Here is a 17,545-nt window from a genome sequence, read left to right as displayed (position 1 = left end):
CGTTCATAAAAACCTCCCTTTATTTAAGATTGCGTGACCTCGTCAGTAAAAAAAAGGCGTCTTTCAGTCTAATGAGCGGATCTATACGGCGGCCAAGTAGCCACATCGTTCAACTTAAGTCAAGACCTAAGCTGACTCTTGATCAGCAGTAACGTCGTGACGCCAGTAAAAAACGTCTAACGACCTGATTGGTCAATCATACGCGTCGTTCACGCCTCATATAGAGAATTCTTAGTGATAGCCTATGGCTATGAGTTTGACAATAAGCATTAACCAAGTAGTTAACACTCCTGCCCCGCTCGATCCGCTAGTGCGGCTTGTTTGGACCAAATACCCCTCATGAACTGGGTGGTAACCTAGTTACTAATAGGGTCCATTCTGGGTCCCATTGCCAGCGCCCCTTGGGGACTAATCGCCTCTCTGGGCGAATCAATCAATTGAGGGTGGGCAGCGGAGGAGATAAACGGGCTACTCGATGCACCCCTGCGCGGGGTGCATGCGGGGCGGTACTTGGGCTGACACAGGCTCAATGAGAGGCCTGCTGAAGAAGGGATCTCCAAAGTGGATGTAGTTTTTATCGAAGCAATGAAGGTTGCTAAGTAGTCACCTTTAAGGGAGCAGATGCCCCTATTTCTGTTTTCATGGGTAGTTGATGAGTTTTGGTTTTTAGGTCCAGTCGACAATCCCCTTGTCAGTTGGTCTTTCTTGTGGGGCCTGGGCTTAGCACTTGTCTGGTAGATCTCCCCAACCGCTGGTGTACCGGTTGTCATATGGGTTTAGGCTTACACCGGTACTACAGGAGTCAGACAGCATGATTACAGGGTGTAATCGGGGTGATTACAGCATGATTACAGGGTGTATGACGGGGTCAGCCCATTATTGGCTCCGATCGAGCAGCATGATTACAGGGTGTAAGGGGGGTGTATGACGGGGTCAGCTCATTATCGGCTCCAATTGGGCAGTATGATTACAGAGTGTAAGCGGGGTGTAAGCTGGGTAGTCGCCTACCCAGCTGAGGTGGTCAACCTGGGTAACCCCTTCGCTCGACCCGAATGGCATTGGTGTCGGCACCCAAACCCCTGGGCGAGCTGACCAGTCGGTCTTCCTCAACAGACCACTGAGTAGCTCGCCCAAGAGCACCGTTTTTGGCGCCTGGATGGACCCCTTGGTCAGGTGCTCAAGGGACCACTTTCTCGAACCCATCGCTTCAGCAGTAAGCCACCGCTACATGGGGGGGAGAGGCACGAGCAGCTCAACGGCGGATGTAGTTGTCGGGCAAGTGCTGGTTGCGGATCACCTTCCAGCGGTAGCCTTCGATCTCACCGGGGGGTATGACCCCGGCGATGATAAAGGGTTTGAGATAGTCGTCGAGCTCCATGCGGTCTTGGAAGCGCTTGGTCTCCGATAAGGCTCGGGTCCCCGCCTCTGCATAGTGGGTAGCCAAGGGCAGGCTCCCTGGCTGGGGGGTAATCGTCGGTGGGGTGTTGGTGGGGGACAGGGCTACCAGGGGTGAGTAAGCGGCAGGATTGCCAGTAGGGGGCGTGAAGAGACCCTGCACGTAAGCATCCGGTTTGGGTTTATAGAGGCCCTCCAGGTAGGCCATCAGCCAGGGGAGCTGGCTGGCATAGTGGCTGGGCTCGGCCCGGCTGTGGTGGAGGGTGAATATCCAGATCGAGTCGCGGTCATCATCGGAGAGGTTATTGTAAAACTCGATGCAGGCCCCCGCCTGCAGGTAGGCTTTGGGGCTAGCCAGTAGGCGGCGGATGATGTCCTGGAGCAGCACCACCTTATCCTGTTTCTCGCGCCCCCCCCGGGGTTGGCTGTAGCCAATCAGGGTCGACTTTCGGGTGTCAGCGAAGCGGATGACATGCGTGTAGGTGGCTCCCTGTCGGACGAATTTACCAAAATTGTCTTGATAAGCCGATTGGGCGGGTGGTGTCAGGCCGGCCTGATGAGCGTGAGCGGCAAGGGGCTGAGCCAGCTGGCCAATAGAGAGGGGGTCGTGGGATTTAGCCATGATTGGTTTGGTTGAGCGTGTCATTACGAATTAGGAATCGCTTTTGGTTTGTTCTTCACCTGTACAGTGTATACACGGGTACAATGTACGAGGGTAGACATTGGAACAGGGGTCAAGAATGATCACTTTATAGGCCAACAGTACAGGGGGCAGGGCTAAAAAACGCCTGCTCCGGGGCAGGGTCACAAGGATGGTGTCTCCTGCCGAGCAGGTCGCTTTCGGGCAGGCAGTTCGGAGGCCCTTGGGAGTGATCAGCTCGTGGGAGGCCAGGAGGTTATAGCTGGTTTCTTTAAGGGGGTAGGTGTTGGTAATAGAGCCAGCGCATAGTGTTTTGTGGTTGAGCCGACTTAGTTGGACGAGTTTTGGCAAAGGCCATTTCGTCGAGGGGTGGCTCAAATCCTATGCAAACATGGCGGGTTGCTTTGGGGTGTCGTAGTGCGTCTTATCGTGTGGCCCAACTAAACTCCGATTCAGCTTTTCGGTAGTCGGTTACGGGTGAATGGTACCGGTATAGAAGCCCTATTTCGAGCGTTACAACTGATACCCAGATTGAAACGAATAGCTCTACAAGTAGTAGTTCGAACTGATTATACATCCTATATGGGACCAAATCCCGTACAACAACGTAAACTATTTACTCAGCTTATACAACTGGCTAGCAGTACGAAGACCAGAAAAGAGCCGTACTTGTGAGAGATTATTTTACCTGTGTCTTGACGACGGAGCTAACAATGGACGGAAGCGAGTCATTGAGGCTAACCATATCGTTAGTTTGTCTACTTTGATCCGCGGGAATGCAGTTACCTATCTGGAAGAGGCCATTGGCTGTACTATGCCCTGGGATGTAGATAATGGCCGTACACTGTGTCATGCATGCCATGAGAAGACAGACAGTTACCCAGTCAACTTTCGCGTCAATGAAGAATCAAAAATGAGGAGTCGAGATCACCGCTCACCGACCCGGAAATTGGGGGACCTCACCCCGTTTTGCTACATTTTTGATACGATGATTTAAATTTGGACGTAACTAACTGATAATCAAGGAGCTTTATTAGTCCCTACGAGTGCACTTGATTATCAGCCAGTTAACTTTATATAAAGTTAACTGGCTTTTTTATTTGCATACAATTTGCATACACTTCTCTCATTGGTAGCTTGAGGTATTAGTTTTTATAAGCGTAAAACTTGTTAATCGTCTTCATAATTCATTTAGAGTGAGTTAGAAACTAAGTTGATATAGCTTAACCGTTTATGATGGATTCTGTGTGACTGCTAATCTTTGAGCTAAGCTGAAGCCGTTGATTTAACTTTACCATCTATTTAGTTTTTACTTTTTGGGTTAACATTACTACGTTTAATAAATTTAATAAAGGTTACTCTTATAGAAGTAAGGTAGTTGAATGTCTTGGACCTATCTTTCAACGTCTATTCTTTTTGCTTTGAGTCGCGTCTACCTAATTCATCATCACCTATTAAAATAGGTTCATAAAAGGTGTAGCGTACTGATTGTAGACCAGCAAACGCCTATGATGAGACCTTTTTACCACGCCGTTCTCAGTGTTATTGCACTGCTGAGTTTATTCAGTAACTTCTCATCGTTATTCGCTCAAACGGCCGTTCCTACTGGACACAACTTTGGCTATACCCCCGGCCAGTTTGCCGTCTCCGATGCTGGGGCAGCTACCTATCAACTTCCGTTCGTCCTCCCGCTCGGCACAGCCGGTTTGCAACCCAGAGTTGGGTTGAGCTACAGTAGCCAAAACAGTAACGGTACAGTCGGATTGGGGTGGATGGTGACCGGACTATCAAGTATTAGCCGCTCCACGCGCACGCGCGCTCAGGACGAAACAGCCGATGCCGCACAACAGACTAAGAGCGTAGCAACTGGCATTACTTACGACAAGAATGATCGCTTCAGTTTAGATGGTGAGCGGTTGGTATTAGCTCCGCAATCGGTACCACCAGCGCAAGCATTTGATGCTAACTACGGCAACGATCAGACGCAGTACTACACAGAGCAGAATAGCTTCACTAAAGTAGTGCTGACCGAAAATGCCGGTACGCAAAGCCCCCAATTTTTCAAAACCTACACGAAGTCAGGATTAATATTTGAATATGGCAATACGACAGATTCGCGGGTAATGAGTTCATCACCGTCTGGTCAATCAGTCGGTATTCAATGGCTCGTGAATCGGATTGAGGACCGGAAAGGAAACTACATGACCTTTTCGTATCTGCGCGATGCTACGACCGGCGAAGTTTATCCCGATAAGATTGAGTATACCGGCAATACCGGAGCCAGTGTCACACCGTACAACAAAATCCAGTTCGTTTACGAAACTCGGCCCGACCCAATCCTGCTGTATGGTATCCGCTATCAACAGAAAAACACCTACACGAAGCGTTTAAGAAGCGTTCAAGTTTATTACCAGACTACGCTGATTCGCGAGTATCTGCTTTCCTATCAGTTCGACCAGTACTCGCTGCTAACGCAGATTACCGAGACCGACGGATCGTCGCCCGTACAGACATTCAACCCAACTACATTTGAATGGAGTAACAAAACGATTGGCTTAGGAACACCCGCCGAAGTTACAACGACCAACATCGGCACGAACCGGCTCTTCGGCGATTTCAATGGCGATGGCCTGACCGACATTACCACCTGGACCACTGCCGGAACCATCGTCACCATTCAGTTCTACCTCAACAATGGCGACCGCTCCTTCGTAACATCCATCAGCCGGGCGGTCGACCTGGGCGGAGGTGGCGGGACCAATCTGCGTTTAGACGTGGGCGAACTCAACGGCGATGCGCTTAATGACATCATCGTTACGTTCCAGCCAAATACGGCTGGTGCTAACTCGTATGCGTTTGTCCTATCGGACCCGGTGTCGGCTCAACCCTACTCCTGCAATTATTACGTAAAACTTGGGAAAGTAGGCGCAAGTGTGTGGGACGATTATTTAACCGATCTCAATCACGACGGCCTGACGGACTTTGTTGATCTCTCCTTTCCGGGTAACGTACCGACGCTTTCGGCGGCTCACGTAGCTCAAACCTTACCAACGAACAACGCCACGGTCCAGACGTACTACCAATCGGTGCAGGCTGCATCGCTGACTGGCTATAACAACACCCTTAATTTCTCCAGTCCCGAAGAGGTGTTTAATGATCTCAACGGCGACGGCCTGACGGACATCCTGATTTACGACAAAGCGAGTGGAAACAATGTCATTGTCTGGACGGAAGCGCAGCGCACGGTAGCCGATGCGGCTACCCGTAAAAATCAGTTTCAAAGCCAACAAACTCGCTACGACCGTAGCAGCAGCATTCCCGCGTCGTGGCTGGCAGGAGCCGCGAACACCGTCCTACTGGCCGACTGCAACGCCGATGACTTACCGGATTTGCTGGTTTACAAACCGGCGGCTGGACAGGTGTTTCTGTACCCGAACCAGGGCGGCTATCCGCATAGCAGTGGAGTAGCTTATCTGTTCGGAACCGCACCCACCACTGTACAACCGGTTTCCTTAGCGCTTTCGGAAACCCTTCCCAGTAGTTTTACGGGTATTTATCCTAACGACTTCAATGCCGACGGGCTACTTGATCTAACATTTTTCGACGCTTCTGAAGGCCACAATCACACGTTCATCAATAAAGGCAACTTCAACTTTAACGTCACCACGACGCTCTACGACGCCTGGCCGACGGCTATGTTTAAAGCGGCTAATCAGTTTCGGGTTGGCCAGTTTCTGAAGGGGTCCCACGCCGATCTGTACTATTTCGATGCGGCTGCCAACAAGTATTACCTGCAACGCCTGCGGCAAAGCGAAGGGTATTCGCTTAAACGGGTTACCAATGGAGCGGGGCTGTCGGTAGAAGTAAGCTACGACAACATGCTCAATAGTGCTCTTTACGAGCGGGCAGGTTTAGTGACGTTCCCAAACATCGATGTGCAGTCGCCCCTCTATGTGGTGGCCAAAATCAAAACCCGCACCAGTACCGGCGACGAAACAGCCAAAACGTATTGGTACTGCGGGGCTACCATCAACACCGAGGGGCGGGGGTTTCGGGGATTCGTCAAGACGATTGAGCGCGACACGATCACGGGCATCTATGAGAGTCGACACTACCGTCAGGATGCCGACAATTTTAAGTACACTGGCCAGACGCTGACCCGAACCGAACGCTATTATCCGAATGGTGTCCTAATTGCGAAAACCGAAATCTTTCCAACGCTCATTAATTACCCGGCAACCAATCCAACCAGTTTTGCCGCCTACGACCAGCGAACCATTACCAGCGACTACGTAAATGGTAAAACGCAGACCGTCCGTAAAGCGCATGACGACTGGGGAAATCCAATTTACGTGACCGTCGACTATGGCAGTAGCCTGCGCGACTCAACCGTCAGTACCTATACTAATGACGCGGCCAACTGGATTCTGGGGCGGCTGACCACGGCTACACTGTACCGCTACGCGCCCGGCCAGCCGACGATTACCCGCCAATCCTCATTCACTTACGATGCCGCTACAGGTCTGCTGACGGGCGAACTGGCCGATGCTAACCTGAATAACCAGCAACAGGTCCGAAAAACGTATACCTACGATGCAGCCGGTAACGTCACCCGAAGTGAGACGACGGCCTGGACTGGAACGGCTTTCGATACGCGCACTATGCTGAGCGAGTACGATGCCGCTACTAAACGATTTGCGGTTAAAGTCACCAATCCGCTGGGCCAAACGGCCACTACGGCTTATGACCTTCGGTTTGGACTGCCCACGGTGATAACCGACCCCAACGGTCTGACCAGCACGACCGAATACGATGGTTTCTCCCGACCCACACGGCAAACCGGGCCGGATGGTACCTGGCGGACGATGGCCTACTGGAAAGCCAGTACTGCCAACTACCAAAGCCCCGCCGAGGCCGTATTTCTGACGTATACCAAAACCAGCGCGGGTCAGGAGAGCATCGAGCATTTCGACTCGTATAACCGGGCGGTGCAAACTAAAAGCCGGAGTTTCGACGGGCGGTGGATTGTGGTTGACCATACGTTTGACCGCGTTACCTCGCCCGAGTACCGCGAGAAAATTCAGGACTCGTTTCCTTATTACGCCAACGAATCGTCGACGGGTTATTCCGAAAAGCAACTCGATAATTTAGGTCGGCCGATTGCCGTCTCGGAATCTAAAACTGGGGGTGTCCGTACGGCCAATACCGTGTACGGGGGTTTAGTGACAGAGCAATTCAATTATAAAAACCAGAAGAAAACCGAGGTCGAAGATACCAAAGACCGGTTGGTACAAAGTAGCTGGCAGAACGGTCAGCACGTTTATTACACCTACGACGCGGCCGACCGACTGCTGACGGTTAAAGATCAGAGGGGCAATACAATCACCAACGAGTACGACGCACGGGGCTATAAGATTCGCATGACGGACCCCGACATGGGGACGTATCGTTACGAATACAACGGTTTTGGTGAACTGACCAAACAGACGTATCCCAGTGGCAAAGAAGTCAGGATGGAGTATGACCGGTTGGGGCGGCTGACGAAACGAACGGAGGACGAAGGCGTAACAACCTACGCCTTCGATCAGGGCAACAAAGCCATCGGGCGGCTCAGCAGCGTAACCGGTTACGTATCGAATCAAACGTTTACCTACGACAATCTGGGTCGTAAAAGCCAGGAAACCCTCACGGTGAACGGCCAGAATTACGCTACTGCCTACGTTTACGACAGTCAGAGTCGGGTAGAGCGGGTAACCTACCCCTCGTCGGGCTTGGTGCTGAAGCACGTTTACAACGCGTACGGTCATTTGTCTGAACTGCGCAACAACGCCGATAATAGCCTGTTCTGGAAGGTCATCACGATGGACGCCAAGAGTGACGTAACGCAGCAGGAATTTGGCAATGGTGTACGAACGGAGCAACAGTACGAGGCCGCCACGAATTATTTGCAACGCATCAAGTCGACCTACAACGGGGCAGTGTTGCAGGAGTTTGCGTTTCAGTTCAACGACCTGGGTCACCTGATGGAGCGGCAAGACGTAAAGCGATCCAAGCGCGAATCGTTCGACTACGATGACATAAACCGCCTGACGCTGACGTACCTGAACGGCACCGCCCGCGACACGGTACGTTACGACGACTTGGGCAACATCACCTACAAATCGGGCGTGGGCCTCTACGAATACGGGAGCGCGAATAACGGCCCGCACCGGCTGCTGAACGTGCGGTCCAACAATCCCGGTCTCGCCTGCTCAATCACCCTCGACATTACGACTGAGTTCACGTCGTTCAACAAAGTTCGGCGGATTGCCAACGATACCTCCTACGCCGAAATTTACTACGGCCCCGACCAGCAGCGGGTCATGCAGAAGCTGTTTGTACGGGGAACGCTTACCCGTACCAAAATCTACGTAGGCGGGCTGGTTGAAATTGAGAGTTTTGCCACCGGGCGGACCAAAACGACCAGCTACATTGGTGGAGCGGGCATTGTGGTCCGCGAAACGCAGGGAGCCAGCACCACCGTTACGACAAAATATTATCTGAAAGATCATCTCGGTTCGGTAACGGGCTTTACGGGAGCGGGCGGTGTACTGCTTGAAGAAATGAGTTTTGACGCCTGGGGGCAGAGACGTAACGCCGACTGGACGGCATTAGCCGGACGGTTCGCTGGCAGCCACGAGCGCGGCTTCACCGACCACGAGCATTACGATTTGTTCAGCCTGATCGACATGAACGGGCGAGTGTACGACCCCATGTTGGGCCGCTTCCTCTCGCCCGACCCATTTATTCAGGACATGACCGATTTGCAATCGTTGAATCGGTACAGCTACACCAATAACAACCCCTTGAGCTACGTTGACCCAAGCGGATATGGTTGGCTTAGTAAAGCCTGGAAAAAGATAAAGAAGGTAGTAAAAGCGGTTTGGAAGCCAGTAGTGATTACAGCAGTAGCGGTAGTGACAGGTGGAATTGGTGGCCCATTACTGGCTGGGGCAATAGGTTTACAAGCGGGTGGTCTCGGAGCGATCATTGTTTCGGGGGCTGCTGCTGGTTTTGCCTCTAACGCAACGGGTACTTTATTAAACGGAGGAGGTTTAGGAGATGCCCTAAAATCTGGATTGAAAGGCGCGGTCATTGGTGGGGTGTCGGCTGGACTAACTTACGGAGTTGGCGACTTGGCAGAAACTGCATTAAACGGTAAGGAATTCGCACAAGCAACGTTAGCGGAGCAGGCTGCTCATATTGGTATTAAGGCTGTTGGTCATGGTGTAGTGCAAGGATCGATGACTGAGTTGCAGGGAGGTAAATTCATCCAAGGTTTTGCCTCAGGTGCCGTTTCAGGTGCCGCCGGACCATTCATTAATCAACTGAGTGATTACAGTGCTCGTATTGCAACGTCCGCAATTGCTGGAGGAACTGCTTCCAGTTTAGCTGGAGGTAGTTTCACTAATGGGGCAATTTCGGGAGCATTTGTGCAGATGTATAATGAAGAACAAATACACAAGACATATGAATATAACGGAAAGAGAGATTTGTCAAAATTGGGTTTAGCTTGGGAAATTTTAAAAAATCGAACAGCTACTCAGTTTGGATTTGGAGAAGCTGGGGAAATAGCAACAATTGGTATGACTTGGGATATTATACCAAAATCGTTTATTATGGAAGGAGCTTCGGGTACGACATCTTTAGCGTCCTCTATTATTCTCAGAACAGGAGATATTAGAATAGGTAGTATACGTTCTCCTGTAGGTTATCCTTTGACTGACAGTTTTAAAATGAGAGCTTCACCTGGTTTACTTCGTGCAGGTGCCCGTTGGGCAGGATGGGTTGGTGTTGGTTTAACAGCATTTGATGTAGGTGTAATAGGTGGATCTACCTATGAGGAATATAATCAAACCGTCAATCAAAATAGATAAACTTTGGAATGATTAAATTCTTTGTCGTATTGGTTCTTTTCTATTGGATTTTAGTACACAATTGCTGTGCCCAGTTCATTACGGCTCTAACCTACGATGCCAGCGGGAACCGCATTTCTAAGAAAATGCAGGGTAGTAGCCCACACCCAAAGGTAACGGCCAGTCCGCAGGCGGTAAACCCCAGCCAAGCCGCTACGCTGGCAGCTTCGGGTTGCACGGGTTTGGTGCGGTGGTCAACGGGGCAAGAGGGAGCCAGCATCACGGTTAACCCGACGGTTACAACGCAGTATTCGGCTTCGTGCGTGGTAACGGGTTGCACCAGCGGAGTTGGGAAAGTGGAAGTAACGGTTACCCAGTGTGCGGTCAACGAGGTAACGGTTGGGGCCAGCACCACGTTGGTGCAACCTACGCAGCCTGTTCTACTAAACGCTTACGGCTGTGTAGGCGTCGTTGAGTGGAGCACCGGGCAGACCGGCAATCAAATCACCGTCAATCCAACGGCTACGACTATGTATACGGCTCGTTGTGCCAAACCCTACTGCCCCAACAGTGGTTCGGCCAGCATTGGCGTAACGGTCAACTGTGTGGCGGATAATATTGCAACTAACGCCAACAGCCCCTCCGTACCCTACGGCCAGCCGGTCACGCTCAACGCTTATGGCTGCACGGGTACGGTGCTATGGTCAACCGGGCAGATTGGTAGTAGTGTCTCCGTAAAAGTCTATGAACCGGCTACCAACTTCGTTGCCTACTGCAACAAACCGTATTGTCCCAGTAGCGGCCAATCAGTTGTGTCGGTGGGTGGTTCGCATAATTGTAATGCTGGAACGGCTCTCATAACTGCTCAGGCGGGTCCCTGGAATGCGCCGTCTACCTGGGTCTGTGGGCGTATTCCCACGCTTAGCGATGAGGTTTACATTCGCCATATCGTTACGGTCGATGGCATCATCGGCAATGCCAAAACGCTCGTTTTAGGTGGGGGCTACATTATTAATCAAAACGGAGGTTTTGTTAATCTTCAACCTTTCTGATCTTCTATTCAAGCCATGACAAAGCAACTATTTTTCAGCGCACTGTTCGGTTTATGTACCTTAACAGGAAAGGGGCAGGACGTACTTAAGTTTGGCCCAAATAAATTTATTCACATAACGGGTACTCAAAATCTGTTTATCGGTAATACAACGGGATCATCAACTACTGGTTCTCACAATGTATTTGTTGGGCAGGGTTCCGGAAGGGTGAATACCACGGCAAGTTTTAACGCTTTTTTCGGAGCCAATACGGGATATTATAACACGACCGGAGCTTATAATACATTTCTGGGAAGTTTAGCAGGCGAGAGCACCACAGAGGGTAATCAAAACACATTCGTTGGGCAGGGAGCCGGATATCGTAATGTAACAGGGAATGATAATGTGTTTGTAGGTAAAAGTGCTGGAGAATCTAATACATCGGGGCAAAATAATGTCATGGTTGGTATTTCCAGTGGTAGAGCAAACACTACTGGTTTTTATAATGTGTTTGTAGGTGGTTTAAGTGGTACAAGCAATACAACTGGAAATAGCAATACATTTATCGGTCTATCAACAGGGAGATTAAACACAACCGGGCGGCAGAATGTATTTTTAGGTGGGTGGTCCGGTGACAGTAATAAAGATGGCTACGATAACACCTTTGTTGGTACTTACTCTGGCTCTTACAACACTACAGGTGCTGAAAATACTTTTCTTGGTACGCAGTCAGGTCAATCTAACACGCAGGGTAAGAGTAATACATCATTAGGATGGAGAGCAGGTTACGGAAATCTAACAGGGTCTTATAACACATTTGTTGGACAAAGTTCAGGGCTAAATAATACATCAGGCTATCAAAATTCTTTTTTCGGATCTGAGTCAGGTCAAGCTAACGCGGGTAATCAAAATAGCTTCTTTGGAACTTCAACAGGTTATTCCAATACAACTGGTTCGGGTAACGTATTTATGGGTTATGGTTCCGGTTACCGAAATACCACAGGAGCAGGTAACACATTTATCGGTTTAGTAGCCGGTTATAATAATATTATCGGCGGACAGAATACATTAGTCGGCACAGAAGTCGGTAATTCATTGACTGGTTCAGCAAATACAATGTTTGGCTATCAGGCTGGTAAAGGCACTACCACTGGCCAAAATAATACATTCATCGGTTTCAAAGCAGGTGCCAGTAACACTACAGGCAATAATAATATCATTATTGGCCCTACCTCAAATACCAACGTCATTACTGGTAATGATAACATATTGATGGGTTACAACAGTCAAGCGGGGGATGGTTCAGGAATACATAACGTTATCATTGGCGGGGAGTCAGGTGGAGGAAACTGGTCGGGTGGGAGCAATACCCTGATTGGCTATCGGGCAAATGGGGAGTCACCTAATTTAGAAAATGCCACGGCTATTGGTGCCGACGCTCGTGTAACAATCAGTAATGCAGTAGTCTTGGGAGCTAATGCCAACGTGGGCATCGGGACTTCAGCTCCGCTGGCGCGACTGCACGTAGTAGGAGAAAAAGCAGATGACTCTGGGCTGCTACTAAGTAGATTGACCGCCGAGAGCCGTCCAACGGCGCGGACCGATAATTTTCTAACTGTAGATCAAGAAGGAAAGGTGGTACTGGGGACAGCCTCGGCCAACACAATACGGCTGCAAACCACGTCGGCAAAACTTTGGCCCGATTATGTATTAAAGGAGCCATACACCTCAATGCCGCTTGACCAGCTTAAACAATACTTACTGACAAATCGGCACCTCCCTGGTTTTCCTTCTGCGGACGAAATGACAACAAAGGGCGCGTCCGTTGAAAATTTGATTATCAATTTAGTTAAGACGCAGGAAGAGCAGATGTTGCACCTGCTCAGCCTCAAATCTGACAACGATCAATTACGACAGACGAACGAACAACTGAGTCAGGACTTAAAGAAGTTGAAGGAGTTAGTGAATCAACTGTTCATTCATGCTGAGCGGCAAACACCAGCAGGTTCACCTAAATGAGCTAATACCGACTGCCGTTTTACCTTTTGCCATCACCTTTATGAAACGAACAAAGGCGAAGCGCGGGACCAGTACTTCTTTGTTCGCAGGATAACATTGAAGAATCTGTATCAGAGCTTCGCCAAGGGCTTCGCGTTGGTTAGATGCTGTGTTTACAGCAGCAGGGCAGAAACCAAAGTAATATCTGGCGCAGGTCTTAGCTCATACCCTTTACGTATTTTATCCTCTCATGCGTAGGGGTCGGCCTTCGCTGGTTAGTGAGCAATATGTACCTTTGAGACCACCGTAAGAAGATACATATTGTTCACTGAGATTACAGATGAAAGATTTTAAAGCGAAAGCCAAGTTTCTTTGGGATATTGCCGACCTGCTGCGCGGTCATTATTCACAAGCAGATTACGGCACTGTCATTTTACCACTCACCGTGATTCGGCGGCTTGATATGGTGTTAGAGCCAACCAAAGCAGCCGTATTGACAGATTATGAAAGGTTAAGAGATAAATCGCCTGATGTTCTGGAGCGAATGCTTAATAGCCGCACTAAGCTCAAATTTCATAATCGCAGCAACTTTTCATTTAGCGACTTAGCTAACGATGCTGATAACATTGGCGACAACTTTCGTAACTACTTGAATGGGTTTTCAGCGGAGGTTCGTCAGATTATTGAGTATTTCAGTTTCAACGATCAGATACGTAAACTGGAAGAGTTTGATCTACTTTATCTTGTAATAAAACGTTTTGCAAGTCAGGATGCCACCAATAAGGTATTTAAGAAAATTACCTCGTTGGAGATGGGATACGTATTTGAAGAGCTTATCCGCAAGTTTGCCGAAGCCTCTAACGCGACTGCCGGAGAACACTTCACACCCCGCGAGGTAATCCGGCTTATGGTAAACCTTCTTTTTGCGGATGATAAGGACGTTCTGACTACGCCTGGCATCGTCAAAACGATCTATGACCCAGCCTGTGGCACGGGCGGGATGTTGTCTGTAGCTGAAGAATACGTGGTAAATCCATTAGATGGGTTGAACCCCGATGCCAAGCTGGAATTGTTTGGGCAGGAGATCAACCCCGAATCCTACGCTATTTGTAAGTCCGATATGCTTATCAAAGGCCATAAGGCCGAGAATATTAAGTTCGGAAATACGCTCACCCAGGACGGATTGACCGGGGTTCAGTTCGACTATATGCTGTCGAACCCGCCATTCGGAGTCGATTGGAAAAAGGTCGAGAAGAAAATTCGCGATGAACACGCCAGCCAGGGATGGAGCGGACGATTCGGAGCCGGACTACCGCCCATCAGCGACGGGTCGCTGCTGTTTTTGCAGCACATGGTCTCGAAAATGAAACGTAATACGGGCGGGAGCCGCATTGCGGTGGTCTTCAACGGGTCGCCACTGTTTAGTGGTGGGGCTGGTAGCGGGCCGAGCGAAATCAGGCGGTGGTTACTTGAAAACGACCTGCTTGAAGCCATCGTTGCCTTGCCCGATCAACTGTTTTACAACACCGGTATTGCCACGTACATCTGGATTGTGACCGACCGCAAGAAGCCCGAACGTCGGGGTAAGGTGCAACTCATCAACGCATCAGGCAGTCAATTTGACGACAAGAATAATCCGTTCTACGTCAAGATGCCCAAGAGCTTAGGCAATAAGCGTAAGAAGATCAGCGAACCCGACGAAGACGATCTTACGGCTAAACCCCAGATTTCGGACATTACCCGACTCTACGATGAATTTGAAGAAGGACGATTTTGCAAAATCTTCAACAACACCGATTTCGGCTATCGGCGCATTACCATTGAGCGACCGTTGCGGCTACGGTTTCAGGTGCGCGAGTTAACCGATGATGAACTAACCGCTTTGCTGTTCAATAAATCGCTGCTGGAAGCCGATGTGTTGGAGTGGGTCAATGCCTTGCGGACGGAGTTCGGAACTGATGCGTACTACGATTTCAACGAGGTCAGACGGCGCGTAAAAAGTATGCTCAAAAGCCCGGCGTTGAAAGACAGTGAGATCATGACCGTGGTCAGTTTGCTTTGCCAGGTTGACCCGGAAGCGGCTGAAGTACGTAAAGAACGATCCAAACCGGACGACCGGACCGCCGGACCGCCATCTCCTTTTGAAGTTGACGCCAACCTGCGCGATTACGAAAATGTGCCGCTTCGGGAGAACATTTACGATTACTTTAAGCGGGAGGTGTTGCCACACGTTCCCGACGCCTGGATTGATACCGATAAGAAGAAACGCGACGAGCGTGATGGCGAAGTAGGCATCGTGGGGTACGAAGTCAACTTCACGCGGTATTTCTACGAGTACAAAGCCCCACGCTCCCTGACCGAAATCAAAGCGGCAATTCTGGCCCTGGAAGAGAAAACGGCCGGGATGATTCGACAAATTTTATGATGCAACCGAATACGCCGTTGGTGTTTGATGAATGGGGCTACCTTGTGCCTGCCCAACCCATCGTTACGACACTTGACCACTTTCGGGAAACGTTCGGCTTTAATGAACATCGACAAACGCTGCTTCAACAACACGCTGACCTACTGGTTGACCTTCGGAGACTGGAATTGGCAGGAGCCGAGCAATGGGTGAACGGCAGTTTTGTTACGCAGAAGTCATACCCCAACGATATGGACTTAGTGACTTTTATTCCGTTTCGACAACACCAACAGCTTGAAGGTGAGCTTCGAGAACGGTTTGCCGCTTACCCTAACTTAGATGCTTATGCGGTGCGGGTCTTTCCCGATGACCACCGAAGTCATTTTTTGACTAACTTAGACAAGATGGAATGGCTGTCGTTGTTTACCCAATCCCGGAAAGATCGCCGAACAAACCGCCGACATCCCAAAGGATGCGTTTGCTTAACCATTGACTGACGATGCAACCGACCAACGTACATTTTGACGACATCGAAGATCTGCTGAACCACATTGCCCGGCTCAACCAGCTTATTCATACCCATCAGGCCCAATCCGAACCCGATCAATTGACTATTGAAGGTTATCAGCGGCTACGGCAGCAATTTGCTGATGAACTGAGCCAGCTTATGCGGGAAAGCTACGAACTTAACGTATCCGTAGCGGCATGACCACACGCTGATGCACACCAGTCCGTTATTTTGCGTCGGCTCCGTAAATTTGGAATAGAGACCTACGTTCAGCCTGATGCCAACGAAACTCAACCCCGTACAACTGCATTTGCTCCAGTTGTTTTCGTACGACTTGGACCAAAACGAATTAGCCGACATCAAAACGCTGCTGGCCGACTACTTTGTGCGGAAAGCTGACGAGGAGATGGCGCGGCTTCAACAACACAAGTTAACCACCCAAGCCGATTTAGATGCGTTACTGAACGCGCACCAACATACGGCCCGTAAGAAATCAGAATGACTAACCCCTACCCTGCTTATAAGTCCTCCGGCGTCGAATGGCTCGGTAATATTCCCGAGCATTGGAACGTAAAGAAGTTAAAGTACTTATTAACGTCAGTAAAGAATGACTTTCCACAAACCTCATTTCGGATTGCAGTTGAGAATATTGAAAGCGGAACCGGGCGATTGGTAAATTTATCTGATGAATTATTCACTCAAAGCGACGCAACAGGTTTTCGACCAGAAGACGTAATCTTCAATAAACTGAGACCTTATCTGGCAAAGGTTTATTATGCCAATCAATCAGGTGGCTGTTTGGGAGAGTTGCTCGTTTCGCGATCAAAAGGTGAACTGTCTGGTAAATACACGTATTATCGTCTGCTGTCGAATGAGTTCATCAGTACTGTCAACAGTTCAACGGAAGGCACTAAGATGCCACGTGCAAGTTGGGACGATTATATAGCCCATTTAAAATTACCTTATCCATCCTTCGCTGAACAAGCCGCCATTGCCGATTACCTCGACCGCCGAACCGCCCAGATTGACGACCTGCTGGCCCAGAAGCGAGAATTGATTGCGCTGTTACAAGAAGAACGGGCCGGGCTTATCAACGACGCCGTTACGCAAGGCCTCATCGCCCGCGCACCACGTAAAGACTCCGGCTTGCCGTGGTTGGGCAAGATTCCGGCCCATTGGGAAGTGAAGAAGTTGAAATACGTAGTGCAACAAGTGTTAGGCGGAGGTACTCCCTCTACAACTGAGAAGGCTTTTTGGGATGGAGACATCCCCTGGGTATCTCCTAAAGATATGAAGGTTGAATTAATATCAAGTACACAAGACTACATAACTGAATTGGCTTTACAAAACAGTGCAACTACTTTGATTCCAGCCGGGAGTATTTTGGTGGTGGTACGTTCAGGTATTTTAAAGCATACGCTTCCGGTTGCAATAAACACTCTTGAAGTCACCCTTAATCAGGATATGAAAGCTATAGTTCCAAAAGCTAAAATATCAAATCAGTTTCTGAAGTGGCTTTTAAAGGGTATGCAAAAATTCATTTTGACTTATTGCTCAAAATTGGGGGCAACAGTAGATAAGTAATTAGGCAAATTTAGAATAGATCAACTATTTTAGCGGCATGAGCCGCAAAGAAAAGCATATTGATCTTGTTGAAGCCGAGCTGATTACCTT

9 protein-coding genes are annotated in these 17,545 nt (G+C 49.5%); 8 read left to right on the top strand and 1 reads right to left on the bottom strand.

Going from position 1 to position 17,545, the window contains the following annotated elements; all coding sequences use genetic code 11:
• Positions 1–1,252: 1,252 nt before the first annotated feature.
• On the bottom strand, positions 1,253–2,017 hold the full coding sequence (locus ACYVHB_RS28920) for a hypothetical protein (protein WP_461055388.1): 765 nt from the start codon (positions 2,015–2,017) through the stop codon (positions 1,253–1,255).
• A gap of 1,526 nt (positions 2,018–3,543) precedes the next feature.
• Here ACYVHB_RS28920 and ACYVHB_RS28915 point away from each other — a divergent pair.
• The 8 genes from ACYVHB_RS28915 to ACYVHB_RS28880 all read left to right on the top strand — a co-directional run bounded on the left by ACYVHB_RS28915 (position 3,544) and on the right by ACYVHB_RS28880 (position 17,455).
• A complete protein-coding gene (locus tag ACYVHB_RS28915; protein ID WP_461055387.1) occupies positions 3,544–9,951 on the top strand; it encodes an RHS repeat-associated core domain-containing protein in 6,408 nt (2,135 codons plus the stop codon).
• A gap of 8 nt (positions 9,952–9,959) precedes the next feature.
• The gene (locus tag ACYVHB_RS28910) at positions 9,960–10,982 is read left to right on the top strand and encodes a hypothetical protein (protein WP_461055386.1); all 1,023 of its coding nucleotides are present in this window, start codon (positions 9,960–9,962) and stop codon (positions 10,980–10,982) included.
• Positions 10,983–10,997: 15 nt separating this feature from the next.
• A complete protein-coding gene (locus ACYVHB_RS28905; protein WP_461055385.1) occupies positions 10,998–12,980 on the top strand; it encodes an autotransporter outer membrane beta-barrel domain-containing protein in 1,983 nt (660 codons plus the stop codon).
• A 319-nt stretch (positions 12,981–13,299) separates the two neighbouring features.
• Entirely contained in the window at positions 13,300–15,384 is a 2,085-nt protein-coding gene (locus ACYVHB_RS28900) for a type I restriction-modification system subunit M (RefSeq protein WP_461055384.1), read from the top strand.
• A complete protein-coding gene (locus tag ACYVHB_RS28895) occupies positions 15,381–15,860 on the top strand; it encodes a DUF6932 family protein (protein WP_461055382.1) in 480 nt (159 codons plus the stop codon). The genes ACYVHB_RS28900 and ACYVHB_RS28895 overlap by 4 nt, the downstream gene beginning before the upstream one ends.
• A 2-nt stretch (positions 15,861–15,862) precedes the next feature.
• Positions 15,863–16,072: a hypothetical protein gene (locus ACYVHB_RS28890; protein ID WP_461055381.1), complete on the top strand. Its 210-nt coding sequence runs from the start codon at positions 15,863–15,865 to the stop codon at positions 16,070–16,072.
• Positions 16,073–16,148: 76 nt separating this feature from the next.
• A complete protein-coding gene (locus ACYVHB_RS28885; RefSeq protein WP_461055380.1) occupies positions 16,149–16,373 on the top strand; it encodes a hypothetical protein in 225 nt (74 codons plus the stop codon).
• Positions 16,370–17,455 (top strand): restriction endonuclease subunit S, encoded by a 1,086-nt coding sequence (locus ACYVHB_RS28880; RefSeq protein ID WP_461055379.1) that lies wholly within the window; start codon positions 16,370–16,372, stop codon positions 17,453–17,455. The genes ACYVHB_RS28885 and ACYVHB_RS28880 overlap by 4 nt, the downstream gene beginning before the upstream one ends.
• The last annotated feature ends 90 nt before the right edge of the window (positions 17,456–17,545 follow it).

The organism is Spirosoma arcticum (assembly GCF_054779955.1).
The sequence above is the reverse complement of the archived record's forward strand: the minus strand, read 5'-3'. Positions and strand labels throughout refer to the sequence as shown.